Annotated in this window: 21 protein-coding genes; 11 read left to right on the top strand and 10 right to left on the bottom strand. The window is 69.9% G+C overall.

The window, feature by feature from the left end:
• Positions 1-57: 57 nt before the first annotated feature.
• The 4 genes from DVK44_RS24905 to DVK44_RS24890 all read right to left on the bottom strand — a co-directional run bounded on the left by DVK44_RS24905 (position 58) and on the right by DVK44_RS24890 (position 4,974).
• On the bottom strand, positions 58-3,399 hold the full coding sequence (locus DVK44_RS24905; protein ID WP_228447361.1) for a S8 family peptidase: 3,342 nt from the start codon (positions 3,397-3,399) through the stop codon (positions 58-60).
• 275 nt (positions 3,400-3,674) lie between these two features.
• The gene (locus DVK44_RS24900; protein WP_114662003.1) at positions 3,675-3,875 is read right to left on the bottom strand and encodes a DUF397 domain-containing protein; all 201 of its coding nucleotides are present in this window, start codon (positions 3,873-3,875) and stop codon (positions 3,675-3,677) included.
• The gene (locus tag DVK44_RS24895) at positions 3,872-4,090 is read right to left on the bottom strand and encodes a DUF397 domain-containing protein (RefSeq protein WP_114665418.1); all 219 of its coding nucleotides are present in this window, start codon (positions 4,088-4,090) and stop codon (positions 3,872-3,874) included. Before DVK44_RS24895 ends, DVK44_RS24900 begins: the two co-directional genes overlap by 4 nt.
• 5 nt (positions 4,091-4,095) lie before the next feature.
• Complete coding sequence (locus DVK44_RS24890) at positions 4,096-4,974, bottom strand: helix-turn-helix domain-containing protein (protein ID WP_114662001.1); 879 nt, start codon at positions 4,972-4,974, stop codon at positions 4,096-4,098.
• Between the two features lie 262 nt (positions 4,975-5,236).
• Between DVK44_RS24890 and DVK44_RS24885 the strand changes: the two genes are divergently transcribed.
• The 7 genes from DVK44_RS24885 (at position 5,237) to DVK44_RS24860 (ending at position 9,680) form a co-directional block, all read left to right on the top strand.
• Entirely contained in the window at positions 5,237-5,692 is a 456-nt protein-coding gene (locus DVK44_RS24885) for an ATP-binding protein (RefSeq protein ID WP_114661993.1), read from the top strand.
• A complete protein-coding gene (locus DVK44_RS24880; RefSeq protein WP_114661991.1) occupies positions 5,689-6,264 on the top strand; it encodes a hypothetical protein in 576 nt (191 codons plus the stop codon). Before DVK44_RS24885 ends, DVK44_RS24880 begins: the two co-directional genes overlap by 4 nt.
• 252 nt (positions 6,265-6,516) lie before the next feature.
• Positions 6,517-6,726 carry a hypothetical protein gene (locus tag DVK44_RS24875; protein ID WP_114661989.1) on the top strand — a complete coding sequence of 70 codons (210 nt, stop codon included), beginning with the start codon at positions 6,517-6,519 and terminating at the stop codon, positions 6,724-6,726.
• Between the two features lie 5 nt (positions 6,727-6,731).
• Positions 6,732-7,268 carry a DUF6879 family protein gene (locus tag DVK44_RS24870; RefSeq protein WP_114661987.1) on the top strand — a complete coding sequence of 179 codons (537 nt, stop codon included), beginning with the start codon at positions 6,732-6,734 and terminating at the stop codon, positions 7,266-7,268.
• Positions 7,265-8,104, top strand: coding sequence for a helix-turn-helix domain-containing protein (locus DVK44_RS24865; RefSeq protein WP_114661985.1), 840 nt, complete (start codon positions 7,265-7,267; stop codon positions 8,102-8,104). Before DVK44_RS24870 ends, DVK44_RS24865 begins: the two co-directional genes overlap by 4 nt.
• Positions 8,105-8,237: 133 nt before the next feature.
• Positions 8,238-8,384 carry a hypothetical protein gene (locus tag DVK44_RS36805; protein WP_181957519.1) on the top strand — a complete coding sequence of 49 codons (147 nt, stop codon included), beginning with the start codon at positions 8,238-8,240 and terminating at the stop codon, positions 8,382-8,384.
• A 51-nt stretch (positions 8,385-8,435) separates the two neighbouring features.
• Positions 8,436-9,680, top strand: coding sequence for a methyltransferase domain-containing protein (locus DVK44_RS24860; RefSeq protein WP_181957518.1), 1,245 nt, complete (start codon positions 8,436-8,438; stop codon positions 9,678-9,680).
• Between the two features lie 26 nt (positions 9,681-9,706).
• Here the strand turns inward: DVK44_RS24860 and DVK44_RS24855 are convergent, their stop codons facing one another.
• The gene (locus tag DVK44_RS24855) at positions 9,707-10,912 is read right to left on the bottom strand and encodes a methyltransferase domain-containing protein (RefSeq protein WP_114661975.1); all 1,206 of its coding nucleotides are present in this window, start codon (positions 10,910-10,912) and stop codon (positions 9,707-9,709) included.
• Between the two features lie 241 nt (positions 10,913-11,153).
• Here DVK44_RS24855 and DVK44_RS24850 point away from each other — a divergent pair, with 241 nt between their 5' ends.
• Entirely contained in the window at positions 11,154-12,158 is a 1,005-nt protein-coding gene (locus tag DVK44_RS24850; protein ID WP_114661973.1) for a trypsin-like serine peptidase, read from the top strand.
• Positions 12,159-12,244: 86 nt separating this feature from the next.
• Here the strand turns inward: DVK44_RS24850 and DVK44_RS24845 are convergent, their stop codons facing one another.
• Positions 12,245-12,988, bottom strand: coding sequence for a Clp protease N-terminal domain-containing protein (locus DVK44_RS24845; RefSeq protein ID WP_114661971.1), 744 nt, complete (start codon positions 12,986-12,988; stop codon positions 12,245-12,247).
• Between the two features lie 143 nt (positions 12,989-13,131).
• On the opposite strand from DVK44_RS24845, the gene DVK44_RS24840 reads away from it, so the two are divergent.
• Positions 13,132-14,382, top strand: coding sequence for a cytochrome P450 (locus DVK44_RS24840; RefSeq protein WP_114661969.1), 1,251 nt, complete (start codon positions 13,132-13,134; stop codon positions 14,380-14,382).
• A gap of 21 nt (positions 14,383-14,403) precedes the next feature.
• On the opposite strand, the gene DVK44_RS24835 is transcribed toward DVK44_RS24840, so the two are convergent.
• Together DVK44_RS24835 and DVK44_RS24830 are read right to left on the bottom strand one after the other, a co-directional pair.
• Positions 14,404-14,859, bottom strand: coding sequence for a cyclic nucleotide-binding domain-containing protein (locus DVK44_RS24835; RefSeq protein WP_114661967.1), 456 nt, complete (start codon positions 14,857-14,859; stop codon positions 14,404-14,406).
• A 293-nt stretch (positions 14,860-15,152) separates the two neighbouring features.
• Entirely contained in the window at positions 15,153-16,529 is a 1,377-nt protein-coding gene (locus DVK44_RS24830; RefSeq protein ID WP_114661965.1) for a cation:dicarboxylate symporter family transporter, read from the bottom strand.
• A 136-nt stretch (positions 16,530-16,665) separates the two neighbouring features.
• Here DVK44_RS24830 and DVK44_RS24825 point away from each other — a divergent pair, with 136 nt between their 5' ends.
• Positions 16,666-18,297 carry a sensor histidine kinase gene (locus DVK44_RS24825; protein ID WP_114661963.1) on the top strand — a complete coding sequence of 544 codons (1,632 nt, stop codon included), beginning with the start codon at positions 16,666-16,668 and terminating at the stop codon, positions 18,295-18,297.
• On the top strand, positions 18,294-18,995 hold the full coding sequence (locus DVK44_RS24820) for a response regulator (RefSeq protein WP_114661962.1): 702 nt from the start codon (positions 18,294-18,296) through the stop codon (positions 18,993-18,995). The genes DVK44_RS24825 and DVK44_RS24820 overlap by 4 nt, the downstream gene beginning before the upstream one ends.
• A 57-nt stretch (positions 18,996-19,052) precedes the next feature.
• On the opposite strand, the gene DVK44_RS24815 is transcribed toward DVK44_RS24820, so the two are convergent.
• Positions 19,053-19,481 (bottom strand): hypothetical protein, encoded by a 429-nt coding sequence (locus DVK44_RS24815; protein ID WP_228447360.1) that lies wholly within the window; start codon positions 19,479-19,481, stop codon positions 19,053-19,055.
• Positions 19,482-19,597: 116 nt separating this feature from the next.
• The gene (locus DVK44_RS24810) at positions 19,598-20,623 is read right to left on the bottom strand and encodes an ATP-dependent 6-phosphofructokinase (protein ID WP_114661958.1); all 1,026 of its coding nucleotides are present in this window, start codon (positions 20,621-20,623) and stop codon (positions 19,598-19,600) included.
• Between the last annotated feature and the right edge of the window lie 254 nt (positions 20,624-20,877).

Below are 20,877 nucleotides of genomic sequence, written 5' to 3'. Positions count from 1 at the left end.
GTGCCCACAGGGAACCACCCTGCGGGCACTCCGGCGCCAAGTTCGCCAGGACTGTACCTAGTTGAGCAGGTACGCCTTCTCGATCGTCACGTCGTAGGCGTTGCCGCTCGTGTCCGTGAGCTTCGCCTTGAGGGAGACCGAGGTGGCGGTCGTCGGGTGGGTCAGGGTGATGTGGTGCCTGCCGTCCGTGCCCGTGCCGTAGGTGACCGGTGTGTTGGTCCACACCTTGCCGCCGTCGTAGGAGACCTGGACGGTCAGCGACCCGAGGTTGTGCTGTGCCGGACCCCGCACATGGAGCGGGAACGTGACCGTCTCACCGGCCTTCGCGGTGCTGGTCAGATCCAGACTCGGCGTGAAGCGGACGAAGTTGATCGGCAGATTCGCGGGGGCGCTGCCCGTGACCTCCTTCGAGGTGAACGTCCAGGCCGCGACGAGCCGGGTCGAGACACCCGCGACCGATGTGGGGCGGGTCGCTTCCGTACTCATCCTGATCGTGGCGGACTCGGCGGGAAGCCCCTCGGCGGTCCCGCACAGCACGTACGGATCGTCGAAGACGGTCGTCTTCCCGTTGACCACGACCGTGGAGCGCTGGTTGGAGACCGTCGAGGTGCCGAGATGGCCGACCCCGTCGGTGAACTCGGATACGCAGAACTCCATGCCGTTACGGAACCGCTTGACGCCCGTGTCGAGCACCTTCGGGCTGAACACACCGACGTTGAACGTCTCCCCGTACGACTTCTCCGCCTCGTAGACCTTGGGCACCACGGACTGGAGCTCCAGCTCGGTGTCGGCGTCCTTGCTGTCGAGCTGGCGGGCCCCGAAGTGCCAGGTGAAGCCATCGGGCGTGGTGACATACGCCTTGACCGTGGCGGGCAGGGCGAACGTGCTGGTCATCGTACCGACGCTCCGGCTCACCGACGGTGAGGTCCAGGTCGGTGAGAGATCGCCCCTGCGGTTCTTGGCGGAGGAGCCGAACTTGACGTTCACCAGGGCCAGTTCACTCATGGTGGCCTTGTGGCTGAACCCCTTGAAGAACGAACCGGTGCGGTTGTAGACCAGGTTGTAGCTGGTGCCGCCCTTCTGCCAGGTGCCACCGACCTGCGCGTTGAGCAGCGCCTTCGGGACCTGGGGGCCGACATGGCCGACGCGCACCCCGTCGAAGCTGTCCATGAGCCAGAAGTTGAACGCGCCGTTGTTCGTGTTCACATCGAAGCTCACATACGCCTCGCGCAGCTCGGCGGAGTCCGGCGCGGTGATGCTCACCGGCTTGGCCTCGCGGGCGTCGAAGGTGACGGTGGTGCTCTCGGTGACGATCAGCTTGGGCTGGACCAGCAGGGCGAGATCCGCGCCGGTCTCCACCGAGGCGTTGAGCGTGTAGGAGCCCTTGGGAAGCCTGACCGTGACCGTACCGTCGCCGCGGGTGGCCGTCGCCTCGGTCCGGAAGAGGTCGTTGTGACCGTAGACCGAGGCCGACGACTTGGAGGGCTTGCCGTTGTTGTCGATGAACTTCAGCGTGATGTCGTACGACTCGACCTCGCGTACGGCGCCGAAGGTCGTGCGGACGCTCTGGGAGCCGTCGGTGGCCTTGGCGACGACGGTACCGGTGAGGGCGCCGTCGACGGCGCCGATGTTGATGTTCGCCCGGAGAGGGACGGCCACCCTGCCGTTGGCCGGGACGGTGATCTTCGTGGCGCCGAGCATGAAGAAGCCGTCCGGGACCGCCCTGCCGCCCGGACCGGCCGTCTCCAGCGACAGATCGAGCGTGACGGGCGCCGTCCCGGTGTTGTTGTACGTGATGTCCTTGGTGACCGGCAGGGCGTAGGTGTGCGGCCATGTGTGGGTGCCGAAGTTCACGCCGGTCTGCTCGCTGAGGACGGTCTGCGTGATCGCCGCCGTCAGGTCGGCGCGGCCGGTGCCCTGCTGGTACACACTCTGTCCCGCGCCGGGCCTGGCCGAGGAGACCAGCGCCTTCTTGATGCGCTGGCCGCTCCAGTCCGGGTGCTGCTGCGCGAGGATCGCGGCGGCGCCCGCGACATGCGGAGCGGCCATCGACGTACCGGACAGGGACACGTAACCGTCGACGGTCGAGCCGCCCATGTCGGCCTTGGTGGACTTCGCGGCGACGATGTCCACACCGGGCGCCGTGATGTCCGGCTTCAGCGAGCCGTCGGCCGTCGGGCCCGTACTGGAGAAGTCCGCGATCCGGTCCTCTCTGTCCACCGCGCCCACCGTGAGCGCGGCGGCGGCGCTGCCGGGACTACGGACGGTTCCCCCGTCCGGACCTTCGTTGCCGGCGGCGACGACGAAGAGGACGTTCTTCTCGGCGGACAGCTTGTTGACCGCCGCCTCCAGCGGGTCGATCCCCGGGGCGTCCGGAAAGCCGAGGGAGAGGTTGACGATACGGGCGCCCTGGTCGGCGGCCCACTGCATACCCGCGATGATCCCGGAGTCCTCGCCCACCCCGCCGTCGTCGAGGACCTTGGCGTCGATGATCTTCGCGCCGGGCGCGACCCCGAGGTACTTCCAGCCGGACTTGGCACCCGAACCCGCGATGGTCGACGCGACATGCGTACCGTGACCGAAGTGGTCGACGGTGTTGCCCGAGCCCGAGAAGTCCTTGCGGGCGATCGAGACACCCGCGAGATCCGGGTGCGTCTGGTCGACCCCGGAGTCCAGGACGGCGACCTTGACGCCCACACCGGTGTAGCCGGCCTGATAGGCGCTCCATGTGCCGATCTGCGCGCCGCTCTTGTCCAGCAACGCCGTGCGCTTGCCGTCCAGCCACACCCGCTCGATACCGGGCACGGTCTCCCGGGCCTCGTTCGGCACGTCGGTGGGCTCGGTCAGCGCGTCCCAGACCTCGGCCGCCTCCTCCTTCGGCGCGGTCAGCGCCTCGCCGCCGATCGCCGGGAGCGTACGGCGTACGGCGACATCCGCGTCGGCGATGGCGGCCTTGGCCTCCGCCTTGCGGGCCGCGTTCTTCCCGTACGACACGATCAGCGGGAGCGAGGCCCGCCGCTCGTCGCCGTACCCGGCCTCCAGCAGCGCCGTCACATTGAACAGCCGTTGATCCAGCGTCCCTTGGGCCACCAGCCGGGCGGCGTCGGCCGGCAGGACGTACGTCTCGTCCCCAACGGCCTTGATGTGCATCCGCGTGCCCTCGCGGCCCTTGCCGGGCTCCACCCGTGTGACCCGGCCCTTGCCGTCCATCCGGACCTGATCACCGGTGATCAGGGTGACGGACCCACCGGCCGCCGCCCGCGGCCCCGCCACTCCGGCCGTCCCGGCGTCGCCGGTCCCGGACGCGGTTGCGGTGTGCGTGGTGGCACCCGATACCAGCCCGGCGGTGAGCAGGGCGGCCACCATGGCCGCGCCCGCTCTCTTTCTGTGAGTACGCAACACTTCCCCAACTGTTGAAGCACCGACCCGAACAGGGCTCCCGACACGCCAACCACCGGGCCCGCGCGCGACACACAGCGCTGGCAACTCTCTTGTACGCGAGCACAGTTGGGACGGAGCCCGGTCCTTGGCGAACTTCGGGCGGTAAGACGACCGCCAACCCGAACCGGTTCTCCCACGCGATCACTTTCTTTCGCGCGCGCCTACCGGACGCGGTCGGGGTGCGGTAGCGATCACCACCGCACCCCGCCGTGCGGAGCCGTGCGGCGCGGGACCTACGGGTGCGCCCCGCCGGCGAGCGCGTCGATGCCACCGACGAAGGCGGCCCAGGCGGGGGCGGCGAAGACGAAGGCGGGGCCTTCGGGGCGCTTGGAGTCGCGGACGGCGATGGCGCCGCGGTCAAGGTAAGCGCCTTCGAGGCACTCGTTTCCCTGCGCGTTGCTGTAGCTGGACTTGAACCAGCCGGCACCGGTCATCGCGCGCCCAACTCGCCAGCACCGAGCGCGCCCACGAAGGTGGCCCATGGCCTCCCGGCCAGGATCAGGGCGGGCCCCCGGGGAGTTTTGGAGTCGCGGACAGCTATGGCGCCGCCGACGAGGTGGGCGCCTTCGACGCAAGCGTTGCCCTGGTCGTTGCTGTAGCTGGACTTGAACCAGTCGGCGCCGGTGAGCATGTCAGCCGTGTAGGTCATCGAGATCAAAGCTCCTTCATTGCCTTCTTAATCATGTCCAGTGACTCCTGCGGCCCCGGAGCGAAGGCTTGTAGGTCGTTAAAGGCGTCCTCATGCCGCTCCACGTCCCTCTCGTGCCGACTCACCCAGGCATCAGCCAGGTTCTCGAAGTAGACGATCGGCTTGAGAGTCACCTGATCGCGGAACTGCAAGATCATGAAAGCACCGTTCATCCCGGGGTGGTGCCCCAACTTGAAGGGAACAACCTGCACACGAACGTTGGGCGCTGAGGCGACCTCGGCAATGTGTGCAAGCTGCGCCCGCATCACAGCGCGACCACCCACCTGCCTGTACAGCACGGCCTCATTGATGATCGCCGTAAGCTTGAGCGGCGATTTCCGTTGCAGCACCGCTTGTCGCGTCATACGCAGGTCGACCATGCGGTCGATGTCCTCCCTGCTGAGGCCCTGATGCGCACGCCCATAGATCACACGGACGTACTCCTCTGTCTGAAGCAGTCCGGGGACGTACTCGGACTCGTAGGCATGCAGTCCTGTGGCCGTGGCCTCCAAGCCGAGAAACGCTTTGAAGCCCGGGTTGATGACCGGTCGATACTCGGCCGACTGCCACCAGTCACGCTTGGTCTTGGTGACAGCCGCATAGCCTTTCAGCAGCTCGCATGTCTCGGGCTCCGCGGCGTAGATCTGACAGAGCGCCATGATGTCGGAGGGTTCAACAGCGGCGTTCTCCCCCGTCTCCAGCCTGGTCAGCTTTGATGGGCTCCACAGCAGCTTCCTCACGACTTGCCGCGATGTCAGCCCCGCTTCCAAGCGCAGTCTGCGTAATTCGCTTCCGAGTTGCAGGCGGCACAGAGCAGGTGTTGCCGACTCAATGTCCGTGATCATCCGCTGTCCTCCCCGGTATTGCCCAGTGTGTCGGTGTCGCTTCGGGGTCCGCAAGGAACGTTCTGCGTCAGAGCGGAAAGCTCTGCCCGCTGCCGTGAACACCCCTGCCAAGGAGGGAAGTTCACGGACAAACTTGATCGCAGAATTCCACCAGAATGCTCCCGCGAACCCCGGTACTGGTGCGAGGCTATACCCGTAACTCACCCAATGCGTCCGAATGACCGCATTCAGTGAGCCGAGAGATCGACGGTAAGGACCTGCGATGCCCCTCCCGACACACACCACAACACCCGTCCCACCCACCCCCGTCGGGATACGGGACATCGCCCTGCGCCTCACCATGTCCTTCGCACCGCACGCCCGCCGTGTCGAGCAAACTCGCCGCGCGGCAGGGGCGTTGTTGCGGCAGGGGGACATGGGGGACGAGGCCGTCGAGACCGTACAGCTGCTGATCAGCGAGATCGTCACGAACGCCGTGGTGCACGGGGGCGGTGACCGTGTCCGGTTCTCACTGTCGTACGACCGGCCCGACACCGTACGGATCGAGGTGGACGACCGGTCGCCCGCACGCGTGGCCGTCCGGCGGGCCGGGGTGGACGAGGAGAGCGGGCGGGGGATGTTCCTGGTGGCCGCGCTCGCGCGGAGCTGGGGGCGGCGGGGGACGCGTACGTGGTGCACGGTCGCGGTGAACACACCGCGGGAAGCACGGACGACATGACCGCCAACCGCCGCGTACCCGGCTCGCATTGGTCCCGCCGCCCCCTCCGCTTCGCCACGGACGCGGGGACGCTGCGCCGCCTCCTCGCCGCGCTGGGCCGACGGCCGTCCGCCACGCAGGGCGCGGACGCGGGCACGGGCACCGGTACCGGCACCGGCACCGGCACCGGCACGCCGAGTGCGACGTACGCGCCGGATTCCACCGCCCCGGACCACGCCCACCCCATCGACTTCCTGACCCTCACGCACACCGTCACCGCCGCGCTCGCGCTCCGGATCGATCTGCCCGAGCGGGCCTGGGTCGACGCCACCACGTCCAAACTCCGGCGCCACCTGCAACTCCTGCTCCGCCACCACGACAGCGCCACCCCCGAAGGCAACGCGCTCCACCGGGACGCCCACCGGCTGCTCGCCCTCTGCCAGGACTGGGACGGCCAGAACACACCGCCCCCGCCCCTTCACGCGTACGAGCTGATGCGCGCGCTGGCCGTCACGACCCGCGACATCGCCGCGCCGCTCCAGCTCGGACCGACGCCTCCCCCGCACCCCAGGACACAGGAGCCGCCCCAGTGACCCCCTTCAAGGCCCAGGCCCTCCACGTCCTGGCCATCACCGCGGTCGGCGGCTCCCTCGTCCTGGCCCTGTGGCGCCGCCACTGACGTGACCTCGCGCGCCCCACAGGCCGCGAATATCGCGCCCGCGCACCGCCCCGAATCGCAATCCCGCGCAATTCCTGTGCCGGGCAACGTCATCCAGCGCAACCTGATGGCTGACGTTCCACCGACTGCACCACGTATGCCAAGTACCCCGACAAGGAGTCAGGACATGGCCCGCAGCCTGAAGCTGCTCGGCACCACCTCCGACGACGGCAAGTGCCCCACGCTGTACGAGGACCTCGACAGCGGCGACATCATCGTCCAGGGCTACACCCTCGTCGACCCCGACGACGTCGCTCAGCTGGACAACGTCCTCGACGGCGAGTCCTTCGTCGTCGTCCCCCGCGACCTGCTCACCCGCTTCGCTCCCAAGGAGTAGCTCCCATGCCGCAGTTCATCGATGACTCCACTTTCGGTGACTACTTCACCGACTTCGAACACACTGCCTGGCGGCTGGAGACACGGCGCGGGTACGCCTCCGACCGCGCCGTCGAGAAGTACGCCCGCTTCGTCGCAGGGGAACCCCTGCCCGACGACAGCAACCGCCCCTGGGGTACCAACATCCGCGTTCAGACGGGCTTGGGCAAGCGCGTCGAGCGGGTCCGCGTCGTCGACCGGCCGCCCACACAGGGGCAGTTGTTCCTGCTGGCCGCGGCAGCGAGCAACAATGCCGCGGGCGAGGACATCCGGAACATGTGGCGCCCTCGGGCCGAGGCCCTCGCACTGCCGACGGAGGACTTCTGGCTCTTCGACTCGCGCCGGGCGCTTCTGCTCCACTTCGACGACGAAGACGAGTATCTCGGCTCCGAGTTGATCGAGGACCCGGCGCACATTGTGCGGTACTGCCGGTTCAGGGACGCCGCCTGGCACCACGCGACGCGGCGTGAAGGGTTTTTGGCCGAGGTAGCTTCGCTTGTGTGAGCACCGATTTTCAGCAGGCCCGTGAGGCGCTCGGTGCGCGGCTGCGGGAACTGCGCGTCGAGGCCGGGCTCAACGGCAAGCAGATGGCGCTCCGGCTGGCCTGGCAGCCTTCCAAGGTCAGCCGGCTGGAGAACGGGAAGCAGACCGCCACCGAGGTCGATGTCGAGGCGTGGGCGCGCGCGGTGGCCCCTGGTGCGGCCGGAGAGTTACGAGGCCGGCTGCGCGGGTTGGAGACGACGTACCGCAGCTGGCGGCGGCAGCTCGCGGCGGGGCACCGCGCGGTTCAGGAGGCCCATGTCCTCCAGGAGTCCCGGGCCGAGACGATTCACCTCTTCGAGTCCGCCATCGTCCCCGGCATCTTCCAGACCCCCGAGTACGCCCGAGGCGTGCTGACCGACGTGTCGGACCGGCTCGGCACTCCGAGGGACATCGAGGACGGCGTACGGGCACGTATGAAACGCCAGGAAGCCCTGTACCAGCCCGGTCGTGCTTTCCACGCGATCGTCTGGGAGGCGGCACTGCACGTTGCGCGGTGCGGCCCGGAGGGGATGGCCGCGCAGTTGGACCGGCTGGTCGGTCTGATCGGCCTGAAGACGGTCTCTCTGGGCGTGATCCCGTTCGGCGCCCGTACGCCGTTCTCCCCGAAGCACGGGTTCTGGAACATCGATAAGCGACTGGTCGTCGCCGACACCTGGAACGCGGAGTTGTGGCTCGACTCCCCGGAGGAGGTCGCCTTCTACACGAAGCTCTGGCGCCTGCTCCAGGGATCAGCCCTGTACGGCCACCAGGCGCACCGCCTTATCGTGCGGGCACGCGCGCAGGTGGCCGTGCCGTGAGCGATCCGCGCCAACTCGCCTGCCTCTGGGCGCAATCCGGCGCAATCGCCCAGCCGCTGCCCGGCGACGCTCCCTAACGTCGTGGTGACAGCGGATCGCACCGGCGATCCGCTTCCACGACAGGGAGACCGACATGGGTGGTCAGCACAGCGGCGGCGCCGGCGACGGCCAGGGCGGGAGCCAGCAGGACGACTCGAACAGCGGCGCGAAGCACGGTGGGGGCGGGTCGGACGAAGGCGGTAACAGCAGTGACGGTTCCGGTCCGGCGACCGGCAAGTAGGGGGCGGAGCGCCACCCGCACCGGAACCACGGGCGCAGAAGCGAGGAAGTCATGACGTCACGTACACAAGAGATGGGCTCCCAAGGCCCCGGGGCCCCCCACGCGCTCGCCTCCGTGCTCGTGGACGCCGGCGCGCTGGCCGAGGACTGGTTGGCGGCGTTCCGGGCAGTTCCCCGGGAGTTGTTCGTGCCGGACAGGATCTGGCCGGGTGTCGCGGACGGGAGCCGGCAGACCGCGCTCGTCGACCGCGCCAAGGACCCCGTCGCCTGGCGGGCCGCCGTGTATTCCGATGTCCCGCTGACGACGCAGTGGGACGACGGGCGGCACCGGGGTGATGGGCTCGGGACCAGGCCCACCAGTTCCAGTTCCATGCCGCGCATGGTGTTCTCCATGCTTGCGGACCTCGAAGTGACCGCCGTACGGGACGGCGGCAGGGCCCTGGAGATCGGCACCGGCACCGGCTGGAACGCCGGGCTGCTCGCCCACCGCCTCGGCGGCGGGAACGTGGTCAGTGTCGAGTACGACGCGACGGTCGCCCGCGCCGCCGTCGCGAATCTGCGCCGGGCCGGGCTGGAGGCGGCCGTCGTGGTCGGTGACGGCAGGCTCGGGCATGGCGCCGGGGGCCCGTACAGCCGGACCGTCGCGACCTGTTCGGTCGGGGACGTGCCGTACGACTGGGTCCGGCAGACGGAGGACGGCGGGATCATCGTCGCGCCCTGGGGAACGGAATACGGCGGCGAGGCGGTCGTCCGGCTGATCGTGGCGGACGGGGTGGCCTCGGGGTCCTTCACGCGCTCGTCCGCCTTTATGCGGCTGCGTCAACAGCGCCTGCCGAGGCCGCCGTTCGCCGCGTATCTGAGGGGCCGGGCCTGGCCCGCCGACGGGGTGCGGAGTACCACCTCGCTCTCGCCCGCCGAGACCGGCGGGTGGCTCGCCCAGTTCGTCATCGGGCTCCGGGTGCCGGGCGTTTTCTGGCGTGCCGAGCGGTACGGCGAGAAGGCGGACGGCGCGGGCGAGGCGGACGGCACCGGCGGGGCCGACGGCGGTGGCGCGTACACCCTGTGGCTGTACAGCGCCGACACCGCGTCGTGGGCCACCGCCGATGTCGTCCCGGGCGCGGTCGAGTTCGCGGTCGTCCAGTCGGGGCCGCGTGCGCTGTGGACGGAGGTCGAGGCGGCGTTCCGGTGGTGGGACCGGGCGGGGCGGCCGGGGTTCGAACGGTTCGGGCTGACGGTCGGCGCGGACGGGCAACGGGCCTGGCTGGACCGGCCGGGCGAGGGGTCCTGGCGGGTGTGAGGCCCCCCGCTCTCAGGCGATGCCCTTCAGGCGAGCGGACGGCAGGACGGCAGGACATTCTCCGGGCCGTCCAGCCACGGTCGCGTGGTGCCGTCACCGTCCACCGTGAGTCCGAACCGGTCGAACTCCGGTCTGCCGACGCCGATCCACCAGGTCAGCGCCCGCTCGACCTCGTCCCAGAGACGGCGCGGTCCCGACTGGTGGACGGTGGCCTCCGGGTCGCCCGGGGTGAAGACGACGGCCGCCCAGGAGAGGCTGCCGAAGTCGAAGAACCACGCTTTCGCGTCGCCGGGTTCGCCGGAGGGGCCGTCGTTGAGGACGTGGGCGCAGTCGGGGACGAGGAGGCCGGCCACGAAGTTCGGGGTGTCGTAGCGGTCGCCGAGATCCGCCGGTGTCAGGGATGTCCTGGAGACGTCCGCGTCGCCGGGGAAGTCCCGTACGTGTCCACCGAACCGGTTCCAGTCGAGCCGCTGATCCCTCAGCTTCATGAATTCGACCATCGAGAGGAACGGTCCGTGAGCACGGCCGTCCTCGCCAACCGTCAGCCGGACCACAGCGTCCTGGTTGCTGTAATGGGTCCCCCAGGGCGCGAGGACGATCCCACCGGGGCGTGTCTGTTCCAGCCAGCGCGGCGGGAGGTCCCGTACGCCGGCGGTGGCGATCACCCGGTCGTACGGCGCACCGGGCGCCCAGCCGTCGCGGCCGTCGCCTTCGATCACGAGCGGGTCGAGTCCCGCGCGTTTCAGCGCGGCCGAGGCGCGGGCGGCGACGGCCGGGTCGATCTCGACACTGACGACGTTCTCGCCGCCGAGACGATGGGCGAGGAGACCGGCGTTCCAGCCGGTGCCGGTGCCAACCTCCAGTACGCGCATACCGTCGCGGACGTCGAGGTCGCGCAGCATGGCGGCGACCACCGAGGGCATGCTCGCCGAACTGGTTGCCCGCGCGCCCGACTCCGTGCCTGAGTGCTGCCCGTCGTCCCACTGCGTGACCAGCGGTACGTTCGCGTACGCGGCCCGCGCCCAGGCGTCTTCCCCCGCCGCGCGCCGCACCGAGTCGCTACGGCCGCTCTCCATGTCGTACGCCCAGAACGGGTCCGGGAGGAATCGCGAGCGGGGCACGGCCCGGAACGCCTCGGCCCACTCCTTGGTGAGGACGTCGATGTCGATCAGGTGCCGCGCCATTTCCTCGCGGGCGCGGCGTTCGACTGGGGACGCTGAAGTCACGTGCATCGATTTCCGTCACCTTCGGGAGATCCACTCCCAGGAGATCCGCCCTTCGGATCCGGCTCGATTGAAGCAGCGCGCCCAGCCAGGTCGCTACAGCTTGGCGAGTAGTCGCCAAGCGTGACTTTGGCCATCAATCCCTTCTCCCCGGCCGCCACAGCCGTAGGATCGTGCACCGCTCGGCGCTTTGCACCGCAGGCGCTCAAGGCCCTCAAGGCGCTCAAGGGACTCACAGGAGACGTCAGCCATGCGAAACGTCAGGACACCGGCCCTGTTCCTGGGTGGTGCTCTGTTCCTCTTTCTGCCGTTCCCGGCCGCTCATGCCACTCCGTCCGGCCACCACTCCTCATCGTCCGACGGGTCCACCGACCGTTACTGGACCGCCTCCCGTATGCGGGCCGCCCAGCCCGTGCCAACCGGGGATACGGAGCAGGCGGAAGCCCGCAACGCGGAAGCCCGTAACCCGGCGGCCCGGTCACCCAGTCGGCCGTTCGAGGGGCTGCCGATCGTGGGGACGTTCTTCTGGAGTGACGCGAAGGGATCGGGGCATTTCTGCGGCGGGACCGTGGTCAACAGTCCGGGAAAGAACCTCGTCATGAGCGCGGCCCACTGTTTCGACGGGACATCCGCCCGGCCGAACCTCGCCTTCGTTCCGCAGTACGACGACGGAAAGAAGCCCTACGGCTCCTTTTCCGTCAAGCCGGGCGGCGTTTTCCTCAACCAGCGGTATCTGACCAAGGGCCGCAACGCCGCCGCCACGCTGGATTTCAATTTCGCGCGATTGGAGCCGCGTGACGGAAAGAACGTCCAAGACGTGGTTGGCGGCGCGGACTTGATGATCGACGCCGGATACGCGCACTATCCCGTACGGCTCGTCGGCTATCCGGCCAACCAGCGGCATCCGCTCGACTGCACCGACAGAACCGAACGGTTCGACAGCCCGACGCCCGGCATTCCGGGGTCCTTCCTCCGGATCGAGTGCGCGGCCTACTCGGGCGGCTCCTCCGGCGGGCCGTTCCTCGTCAAGCGGGTGTCCGGGTGGGGAATCGTCGGGGTGATCGGCGGCTGGAAGACCGGCGGGGACACCGACGACGTGTCGTACAGCCCCTACTTCGGCCGGGACGTGAAGGCGCTGTACGACCGGGCCACGAGCGGCCAGGACTCGGTGTTCAACAGCGGCGACGTCCTCGCCACCGCGGGCACCTGGAAGCACTCCGAAGCGCTGGCCATGGAGATCCTCCGCCGGGGGTGACGGCCACGGCGGAGGCACCGCGCGGCAGGAACGGAACGGAGCGGAGCCGGGCGCGTGCAGACAAGCGCCCCCGGCCCCGCCCGCTCTCACTCCCCCGTCTTCTCGATCGCCGCGATGATCGTCCTCAGCTCCGCCTCGATCCACTCCTCCGCCGCCGCCTTGCCGACGCCCAGGCCGGCCAGCACCCCCGTGCCGTCCTCCAGTTCCAGCAGGGCCAGCAGGATGTGCTCCGTACCGATGTAGTTGTGGCCCAGCCGCAGGGCCTCCCGGAAGGTGAGTTCGAGCGCCTTCTTCCCGCCGGCGTCGTACGGGATCAGCTCGGGCACATCGCCCTCGGCCCGTGCCGGGAGCGCCTGGGTCGCGGCCTGACGTACGGCGTCCAGGGTGATGCCCTGGTCGACGATCGCCTTCGCGGCGAGCCCCTCCGGCTCGGCCAGCAGGCCGAGCACCAGGTGCTCGGGGGTGATCTCCTGGTTGTGCGCCTTGCGGGCCTCGATCTGCGAGGCGACCACGATGTTGCGGGCGCGGTCGGTGAAGCGGCTGAAGCCCTGGCCGGCGTTCAGGTCGGCCGTGCCGTCCTTGGCGACGAAGCGCTTCTGGGCGGCCTGCTTGGTGACTCCCATGCTGCGGCCGATCTCGGTCCAGGAGGCACCGGAACGACGGGCCTGGTCCACGAAATGGCCGATGAGATGATCGGCCACATCACCCAGGTGATCTGCGGCGATAACCGCACCGGAGAGCTGCTCAAGCGCATCGGTATGGACCTTCTTGATTGCCTGGATGAGGTCGTCGAGGCGTACGGAGTGAGGATCCTGCAAGGGGTTCGTCATGCGTCAACCATAGGTTGACGGTCACTCAATCGTCAACCCTGGGTTGTCGATCTACCGTGGCTGTCGCCTCCCTCCGTACCCATTTGAAGCGCTTCATCCGCCTTCGCGCATGGACCTCGCGCGGGAGAGGTACGCATCCCCCCATGACCGACACCCAGGCCGACACCACCACCGACGACCCGACACCCCCCACCTGCCCCTTCGACTTCAACCAGTCCCTGGACTTCGACCCCGCCCTCGCCGACCTCATGGCGCGGGGGTCCGTGACCCGGATCCGGCTGTCGTACGGTGCCGCGGACGCCTGGCTGGTCACCGGGTTCGACGCCGTACGGCAGGTGACGACCGATGCCCGTACGTTCAGCCGCGCGGCGATCATCGGCAAGGACTTCCCGCGGATGACGCCGGAGCCGATCGTCTCCCCCGAGTCGATCAACGTCATCGACCCGCCCCGGATCAGCAGACTGCGCCGGCTCACCTCCCAGGCGTTCACCAAGCGCCGCGTGGACGCGATGCGGCCCGCCATCGAGGCCATCGCCCACCGGCTGCTGGACGAGATGGCCGCGCACGGGCAGCCCGCCGACCTCGTCCACCACCTCTCCGAGCGGCTCCCGCAGGAGACCATCTGCGAGCTGCTGGGCATCCCGGCGCCCGACCGGCCCTGGCTCCAGGCGTCCGCGCTCCGGATGCTGGCCATGACGCCCGACAGCCGCCAGGACGCGGCGGCGGCGAAGGCCGAGATCATCGGCTACTTCCACGAGCTGGCGACCGCGCGCCGGCGCACGGTCGGTCAGGGGCAGCGGGCGGACGATCTGCTCAGCGTCCTGGCCGCCGCCCGCGACGGCGAGGACATGTTCGACGACCAGGAGCTGGCCGTCATGGCCGAGACCCTGATGCTCAGCGGCCACGACACCGCCACCTGCCAGATCAGCGACATCTCGTATCTGCTGCTCACCCGCCCCGAGCTGGCCGGCCGCCTCAGGGGCGCGCCGCCCGAGGCGCTCTCCCGGGCGCTGGACGAGCTGCTGCGCTACATCCCGTTCCGCAACGGGGTCGGCATTCCGCGCGTCGCCCTGAAGGACGCCGAGATCGACGGCGTACGGATCCGGGCGGGCGACTTCGTCCATGTCTCGTATCTGACGGCCAACCGCGACCCCGAGCGCTTCCCGGACCCGGACACCATCGACCTCGACCGGCCGCCCACCCCGCACATGACCTTCGGGTGGGGCGGGCACCGCTGTATCGCCGTCCCGCTCGCCATGGCGGAGCTGGAGACGGCGATCGGCCTGCTGCTGGCGCGCTTCCCGGGGCTGCGGCTCGCGGTGGCGCCCGAGGAGGTCCGCTGGGACACGCGGACCATCCGGCGCTTCCCGCTGGAGCTGCCGGTGGCCTGGTAACGCCTGCCCGTTCCAGGGCGGTTACAGCCCGTCGCCGCCGTGGACCATGTAGTGATCGAGCAGTTTGGTACGGGCCGCCTCCAGCCGGAGGCCGAGGATCTGGGCGACCGTACGGGTCAGCGCGTAACCGAGGACCGGATCGTCCTCGCACAGCGACCGTACGGCCGCCGCGTCGAACTCATGGGCCCGTACGGGACTGAACGCCTCGGCCCCGAAGTGCCACTGATGCGGTGGGAACAGCCAGGACCAGCCCAGCAGATCCCCGACGCCGAGGGTCTCCACGGTCACCCGGCGCCGGCCCGGTATGTACAGGTCGAGCGCCACCGTGCCCGTGTGGATGATCCAGAACGTGTCCGCCTGGCTGCCTTCCTCGAAGATCCGTTCGTCCTGGGGGAAGAAGACATGGCGCGACAGCCTCATCAGCATGTCGCCGCGGTCGGCCGGAAGTCCTGTCAGCAAGCGCGTAGCGGAAGTCATGGTGAGGAACCTCCCTGACGGGTGCCGACGAGTGACCCCGGGAGAACGCTAGGTAACGGGGGCCGCGACGGCTGTACATACGATCGTATCCCCACCGCCCCATATCGCCCCCGCCTCACCACACACCCCCGCGGACCCCGTACATACGCGAGCCCGCACCCCCGTTGCCCCCGCGCCCGCACCCCGCGCCCCCGCGCAACACAGCCGACCGGCCCGTACGGAAGGCGTCTCCGTACGGGCCGGTCGGGGGAAGGGCCGGGATCAGGGCCTGGCGGGCCCTGGGGTGGGGGGTGTCAGACCCCGGCCTGGGCCTTTTCGGTGGATACGGGAGCGGCGGGCGCGGCGGCCGGCTCCGGGGTGTCCTCCACCGGGCCGTGGCCGTGGCCGTCGTCCACGAGCGTCTTCTCGTCGAACGGGATCTTCCCGGCGAGGACTTCGTCCACGCGGGACCTGTCGATCTCCTTGGTCCACGTACCGATCAGCACCGTCGCGACCGCGTTGCCCGCGAAGTTCGTCATGGCACGCGCCTCGCTCATGAAGCGGTCGATACCGACGATCAGGCCGACACCGTCGACCAGTTCGGGCCGGTGCGACTGGAGACCGCCGGCCAGCGTCGCCAGACCGGCGCCCGTGACGCCCGCCGCGCCCTTGGAGGCGACGATCATGAAGAGCAGCAGCGAGATCTGCTCGCCGATGGCCAGCGGGTCGCCCATGGACTCGGCGATGAAGAGGGACGCCATCGTCAGATAGATGGCCGTGCCGTCGAGGTTGAAGGAGTAGCCGGTCGGGACGGTGATGCCGACGACGGGCTTGCTGATGCCCAGGTGCTCCATCTTCGCGATGAGGCGCGGCAGCGCCGACTCGGACGACGAGGTGGAGAGGATCAGCAGGAACTCGCGGCCGAGGTACTTGAGCAGCGAGAAGATGTTGACGCCCGAGACCAGCCGCAGCAGCGCGCCCAGGATCAGGAAGACGAAGAGCGCGCAGGTGACGTAGAAGCCGATCATGATCATCGCGAGCGACTTCAGCGCGTCGAGACCGGTCTCGCCGACGACCGCCGCGATGGCGCCGAAGGCACCGACCGGCGCGGCCCACATGATCATGCCGAGGATACGGAAGACGAGGCGCTGGATATGGCCGATGCCTCTGATGATCGGCTCGCCCGACTTGCCCATCGCCTGGATGGCGAAGCCCGCGAGCAGCGCGATCAGCAGGGTCTGGAGGACCGAGCCCTCGGTGAAGGACGACACCATCGTCTTCGGGATGATCCCGAGGAGGAAGTCCGTGGTGGACTCGCTCGCACCCGCCGCCTGGGCCGCGCCCGCGCCCTTGGTGGCCTCGGTGAGGTGGAGACCGGCGCCCGGCTGGAGGATGTTGCCGACGACCAGGCCGATGCCCAGCGCGGCGGTGGACATCACCATGAAGTAGCCGAGGGCGAGCCCGCCGACCGCGCCGACCTTGGCGGCCTTCCGGACGGAACCGACGCCCAGCACGATGGTGCAGAAGATGACCGGCGAGATCATCATCTTGATGAGGTTCACGAAGCCGGTACCGAGCGGCTTCAGTTCGACGGCCACACCAGGAGCCGCGAAGCCCACCAGAATGCCCAGCACGACGGCTGCGATCACCGCGATGTACAGATAGTGGGTACGGTCCCGCCTTGCGGCCACGGGTCCTCCTTGACTCGTCACTGCGAATCCCCCCGTCCCTGTCCCGGGGGGTCCCGAGGACTATCCATCAGGCTGTGACGCCGGTCACCCTTACGTTCATTTCGTTCATGTGAATCAGGCCAGGCATTCTTGTTTCATGCACCTGCCGCACCGTCCCCGTTCTCTCGCCACACAGCTCTTCGCCATGCAGGTCGTGCTGGTCGCGGCCGTCGTCGCGGGCTGTGGGGTGTTCGCGTATGTCACCGGGCGCGCGCACACGGACGACACCGCGCGCAAGCAGGTGCTGGCCACGGCGCACGCGCTGGCCGACTCGCCTTCCGTGCGGGAGGCGATCCACACTCCGGATCCGAGTGCCGAACTCCAGCCGTACGCGGAACAGGTCCGGCACGACACCGGCATCGACTTCATCACGATCATGAATCCGGAGGGGATCCGCTGGACGCACCCCGACCCGGCCCAGATCGGTATGCGCTTCCTGGGCCGCCGGGACCCCGCGCTGCGCGGCAAGACGTTCACCGAGACGTACACCGGCACCCTCGGGCCGTCCGTCCGGGCGGTGACCCCGATCAAGGACCCGGCGGCCGGCGGCCGGATCATCGGGCTGGTCAGCGTGGGGATCACCGTGGACCGGATCTCGACCGAGGTGACCCAGCAGGTCAAGGTGCTGGCGCTGGCCTCGGGCGCGGCGCTGGTGCTCGGCGGGCTCGGTACGTACGTGATCAACGCGCGGCTGCGCCGGCACACCCATGGGATGAACGCGGCGGAGCTGAGCCGGATGCACGACTACCACCAGGCCGCGCTGCACGCCGTGCGCGAGGGGTTGCTGATGCTCGACGGCGCGCGCAGGATCGCCCTCATGAACGACGGCGGCCGGGAGCTGCTCGGCCTCGACGAGTCCGCGGTGGGCCGGCCGGTCGCCGAGCTCGGCCTGCCCGCACCGCTCACCGGGGCGCTGCTCGCCTCCGAGCCGCGGGTGGACGAGGTGCATATGACCGATGACCGGATCGTGGTCGTGAACACCCGCCCGGTGGTCGGCGGTGAGCGGCGCGGTACGGTGATCACCCTGCGCGACCACACCGAACTTCAGGCATTGTCGGGCGAGTTGGACTCGGAGCGCGGCTTCACCCAGGCCCTGCGCTCGCAGGCGCACGAGGCGGCCAACCGGCTGCACACGGTGGTCTCGCTGATCGAGCTGGGCCGGGTGGCGGAGGCGGTGGAGTTCGCGACGGCCGAACTGGAGCTGGCCCAGGACCTCACCGACCGGGTGGTGGGCGCGGTCGGTGAACCGGTCCTGGCCGCACTGCTGCTGGGCAAGGCGGCGCAGGCGAACGAACGCGGGGTGGAGCTGGTGCTGGCCGAGGACAGCCGGATCGACGACGGTGTGCTGCCGCCGACCCTGCCCGCGCGCGATCTGGTCACCATCCTCGGCAATCTCATCGACAACGCGGTGGACGCGGCGCAGGGCGGTGAGGGCGCGCGGGTCACCGTGACGGCGCTGGCGGACGGCGGTGAACTGCTCCTGGCCGTACGGGACACGGGGGCCGGCGTCGACCCGGGCGACCGGGAGGAGGTCTTCCTGCGCGGCTGGTCGACCCGGGGGCCGGGGCGCGGTCTGGGCCTCGCCCTGGTCCGGCAGGCGGTCCACCGGGCGCACGGGACAGTGGAGTTGACGCGCGATCAGGAACCGCCGGGCGGTGCCGAGTTCGTCGTACGGCTGCCACTGGGCGACCGTACGGGCCGTACCGCCACCGCCGAGGTGTCCTCATGAACGCGGTGCGTCCCACCGGGCCGGCCATCCGGGTCCTGGTCGTCGAGGACGACCCGGTCGCGGCCGACGCGCACCAGCTGTACGTGGGCCGGGTCAAGGGCTTCACCGTGGCGGGTGTGGCGCACTCGCGCGTCGAGGCGGGCCGGCTGCTGGACCGTACGGAGATCGATCTGATCCTGCTCGACCTCTATCTCCCCGACGGCCACGGCCTCCAGCTGCTGCGCAGCCTGCGCGCGGCCGGGCACCAGGCGGATGTCATCGCCGTCACCTCGGCGCGGGATCTCGCGGTCGTACGGGAGGGGGTGTCGCTGGGCGTCGTCCAGTACGTGCTGAAGCCCTTCACCTTCGCGACCCTGCGCGACCGGCTCGACCGCTACGCGGAGTTCCGCGGTGCGGCGGGCGAGGCGAGCGGGCAGGAGGAGGTGGACCGTGCCCTGGGCGCGCTGCGTGCCCCGCAGCCGTCCTCCCTGCCGAAAGGGCTGAGCGCGCCGACGCTGGAGGCGGTCACCCGTACCCTGCGCGACGCGGCCGGCGGGCTGACGGCGGCCGAGGCCGGCAGCCGGGTCGGTATCTCCCGCATCACGGCGCGCCGCTATCTGGAACACCTGGTCACCAACGGCCGCGCGGCCCGCAGCCCGCAGTACGGCCAGGTGGGCCGCCCGGAACTCCAGTACCGCTGGCTGCCCGCGGCCCGCTGAGCAGGGCCGACTCCAGCGGTCGCGGAGCATCACCGGCTCCCGCGGCCCGCTGAGGCGTCACCGCCGGGCCGGCCGCAGCTCCCCGCGCAGCGCGAACGCGCTCCAGAACACCGCCGCCACCAGCACCACCGCGGCCAGGGCGCCGAGCGCGGGCGGCTCCGGCCGCCAGCCCAGCGAGAGGCGCGTGCCCATGAGGGTGAGGCCCAGCGCGACCCGCCCCGGGGCGTAGACGGGGACCCGGGCCGCGGCGGCCCGCAGCACGGCTGCCGCCGTCAGCCCGATCACGGTCCAGGCGGCGAGATAGCCCCAGACGGGTCCGGGCGCGGCGGCGGGCAGCCCGTACTCCTCGGGTCCGATACGGAACAGCGCGCCGGCCCATCCCAGGCCCACGCCGGCCACGGCCATCCCGACCGCCCACAGCGCGTGGCGCCACAGCGGGCCGGGCCGTACCTCCTCGCTGTCGCTCTCGAAAGGATCTTCATACACCGTCATACCTCCGAGGACGCGGGCCGGTGAGCGGGCGTTCCCCGAGGGGCGCTTCGTGGTCGGATCGAGACATCCGCCCCGGAAGCGCCCGCCTCAGAGAGTAAAAAGCACCCGCCTCAGAAGACCGACTCCGCCTCGAACATCCGGTCCTCCGGCACCGTCTTCAGCTGCGTCACGGCCTCGGCCAGCGGCACCATCTCGATCGCCGTGCCCCGCAGCGCCGTCATCCGCCCGAACTCGCCCCGGTGCGCCGCCTCCACCGCGTGCCAGCCGAAGCGGGTCGCGAGGACGCGGTCGTACGCCGTCGGGGTGCCGCCGCGCTGGACGTGGCCGAGGATGACCGGCCTGGCCTCCTTGCCGAGGCGGCGCTCCAGCTCCGCCGCGAGGACGTTGCCGATGCCCCGGAAGCGCTCGTGGCCGAACTGGTCGATCTCGCCCTTGCCGTACTCCATGGAGCCCGGCGCCGGGTGCGCGCCCTCGGCGACGCAGATGACGGCGAACTTCTTGCCGCGGGAGAAGCGCTCCTCGACCATCTTGACGAGGCTCTCGACCTCGAAGGGCCGCTCCGGCAGACAGATGCCGTGCGCGCCGCCGGCCATGCCGGACTCCAGCGCGATCCAGCCCGCGTGCCGGCCCATGACCTCGACGACCATTACGCGCTGGTGGGACTCGGCGGTGGTCTTGAGGCGGTCGATGGCCTCGGTCGCGACGGTGACCGCGGTGTCGAATCCGAACGTGCGGTCGGTGGAGTAGATATCGTTGTCGATGGTCTTCGGGACGCCCACCACGGGCATTCCGGCGTCGGAGAGGAGCCGCGCGGCGGTCAGCGTGCCCTCGCCGCCGATCGGGATGAGCGCGTCTATCCCGTACCGGTGGGCCAGCTCCGCGCAGTTCTCGGCGGCTTCGCGCAGCCGCCCGCGCTCCAGCCGGGCCGAGCCGAGGATCGTGCCGCCGCGCGCGAGGATGCCGCTGACGGCGTCGAGGTCGAGCGGGCGGAAGTGGCCGTCGAGGAGGCCCTTGAAACCGTCCTCGAAGCCGACGACTTCGTCTCCGTGCCCGGTCATGGCGCGATGCACGACCGAGCGGATCACCGCGTTCAGGCCGGGGCAGTCGCCGCCTGCCGTGAGAACTCCGATACGCATCGTGCTGTGTCTCCTGCTCGCTCGTGTGCTCGCTCGTGCTCGCCAGTGTGCACGTACGGGTGTCGGCGGGTACGGGCCGCCGGGGTCTGCGCCCCGCCCGTACGCCGGCTCCGATCCTCCCACGCTTCCCTCCGGGCGTGACCCCGGCCACTTGTCGGTCCTCCGTCCCGTTCCCCTGCCCACTCCCCGGGCGCATTAACTATCTCCGGAGGTATTGTCAAGGGGGCATTGGCGCGCTTTGCCGCGCATTGCCA

This window comes from Streptomyces paludis (genome assembly GCF_003344965.1).
GTDB classification, from domain to species: Bacteria; Actinomycetota; Actinomycetes; order Streptomycetales; family Streptomycetaceae; genus Streptomyces; species Streptomyces paludis.
This window is presented reverse-complemented; position numbering and strand designations above follow the sequence as displayed.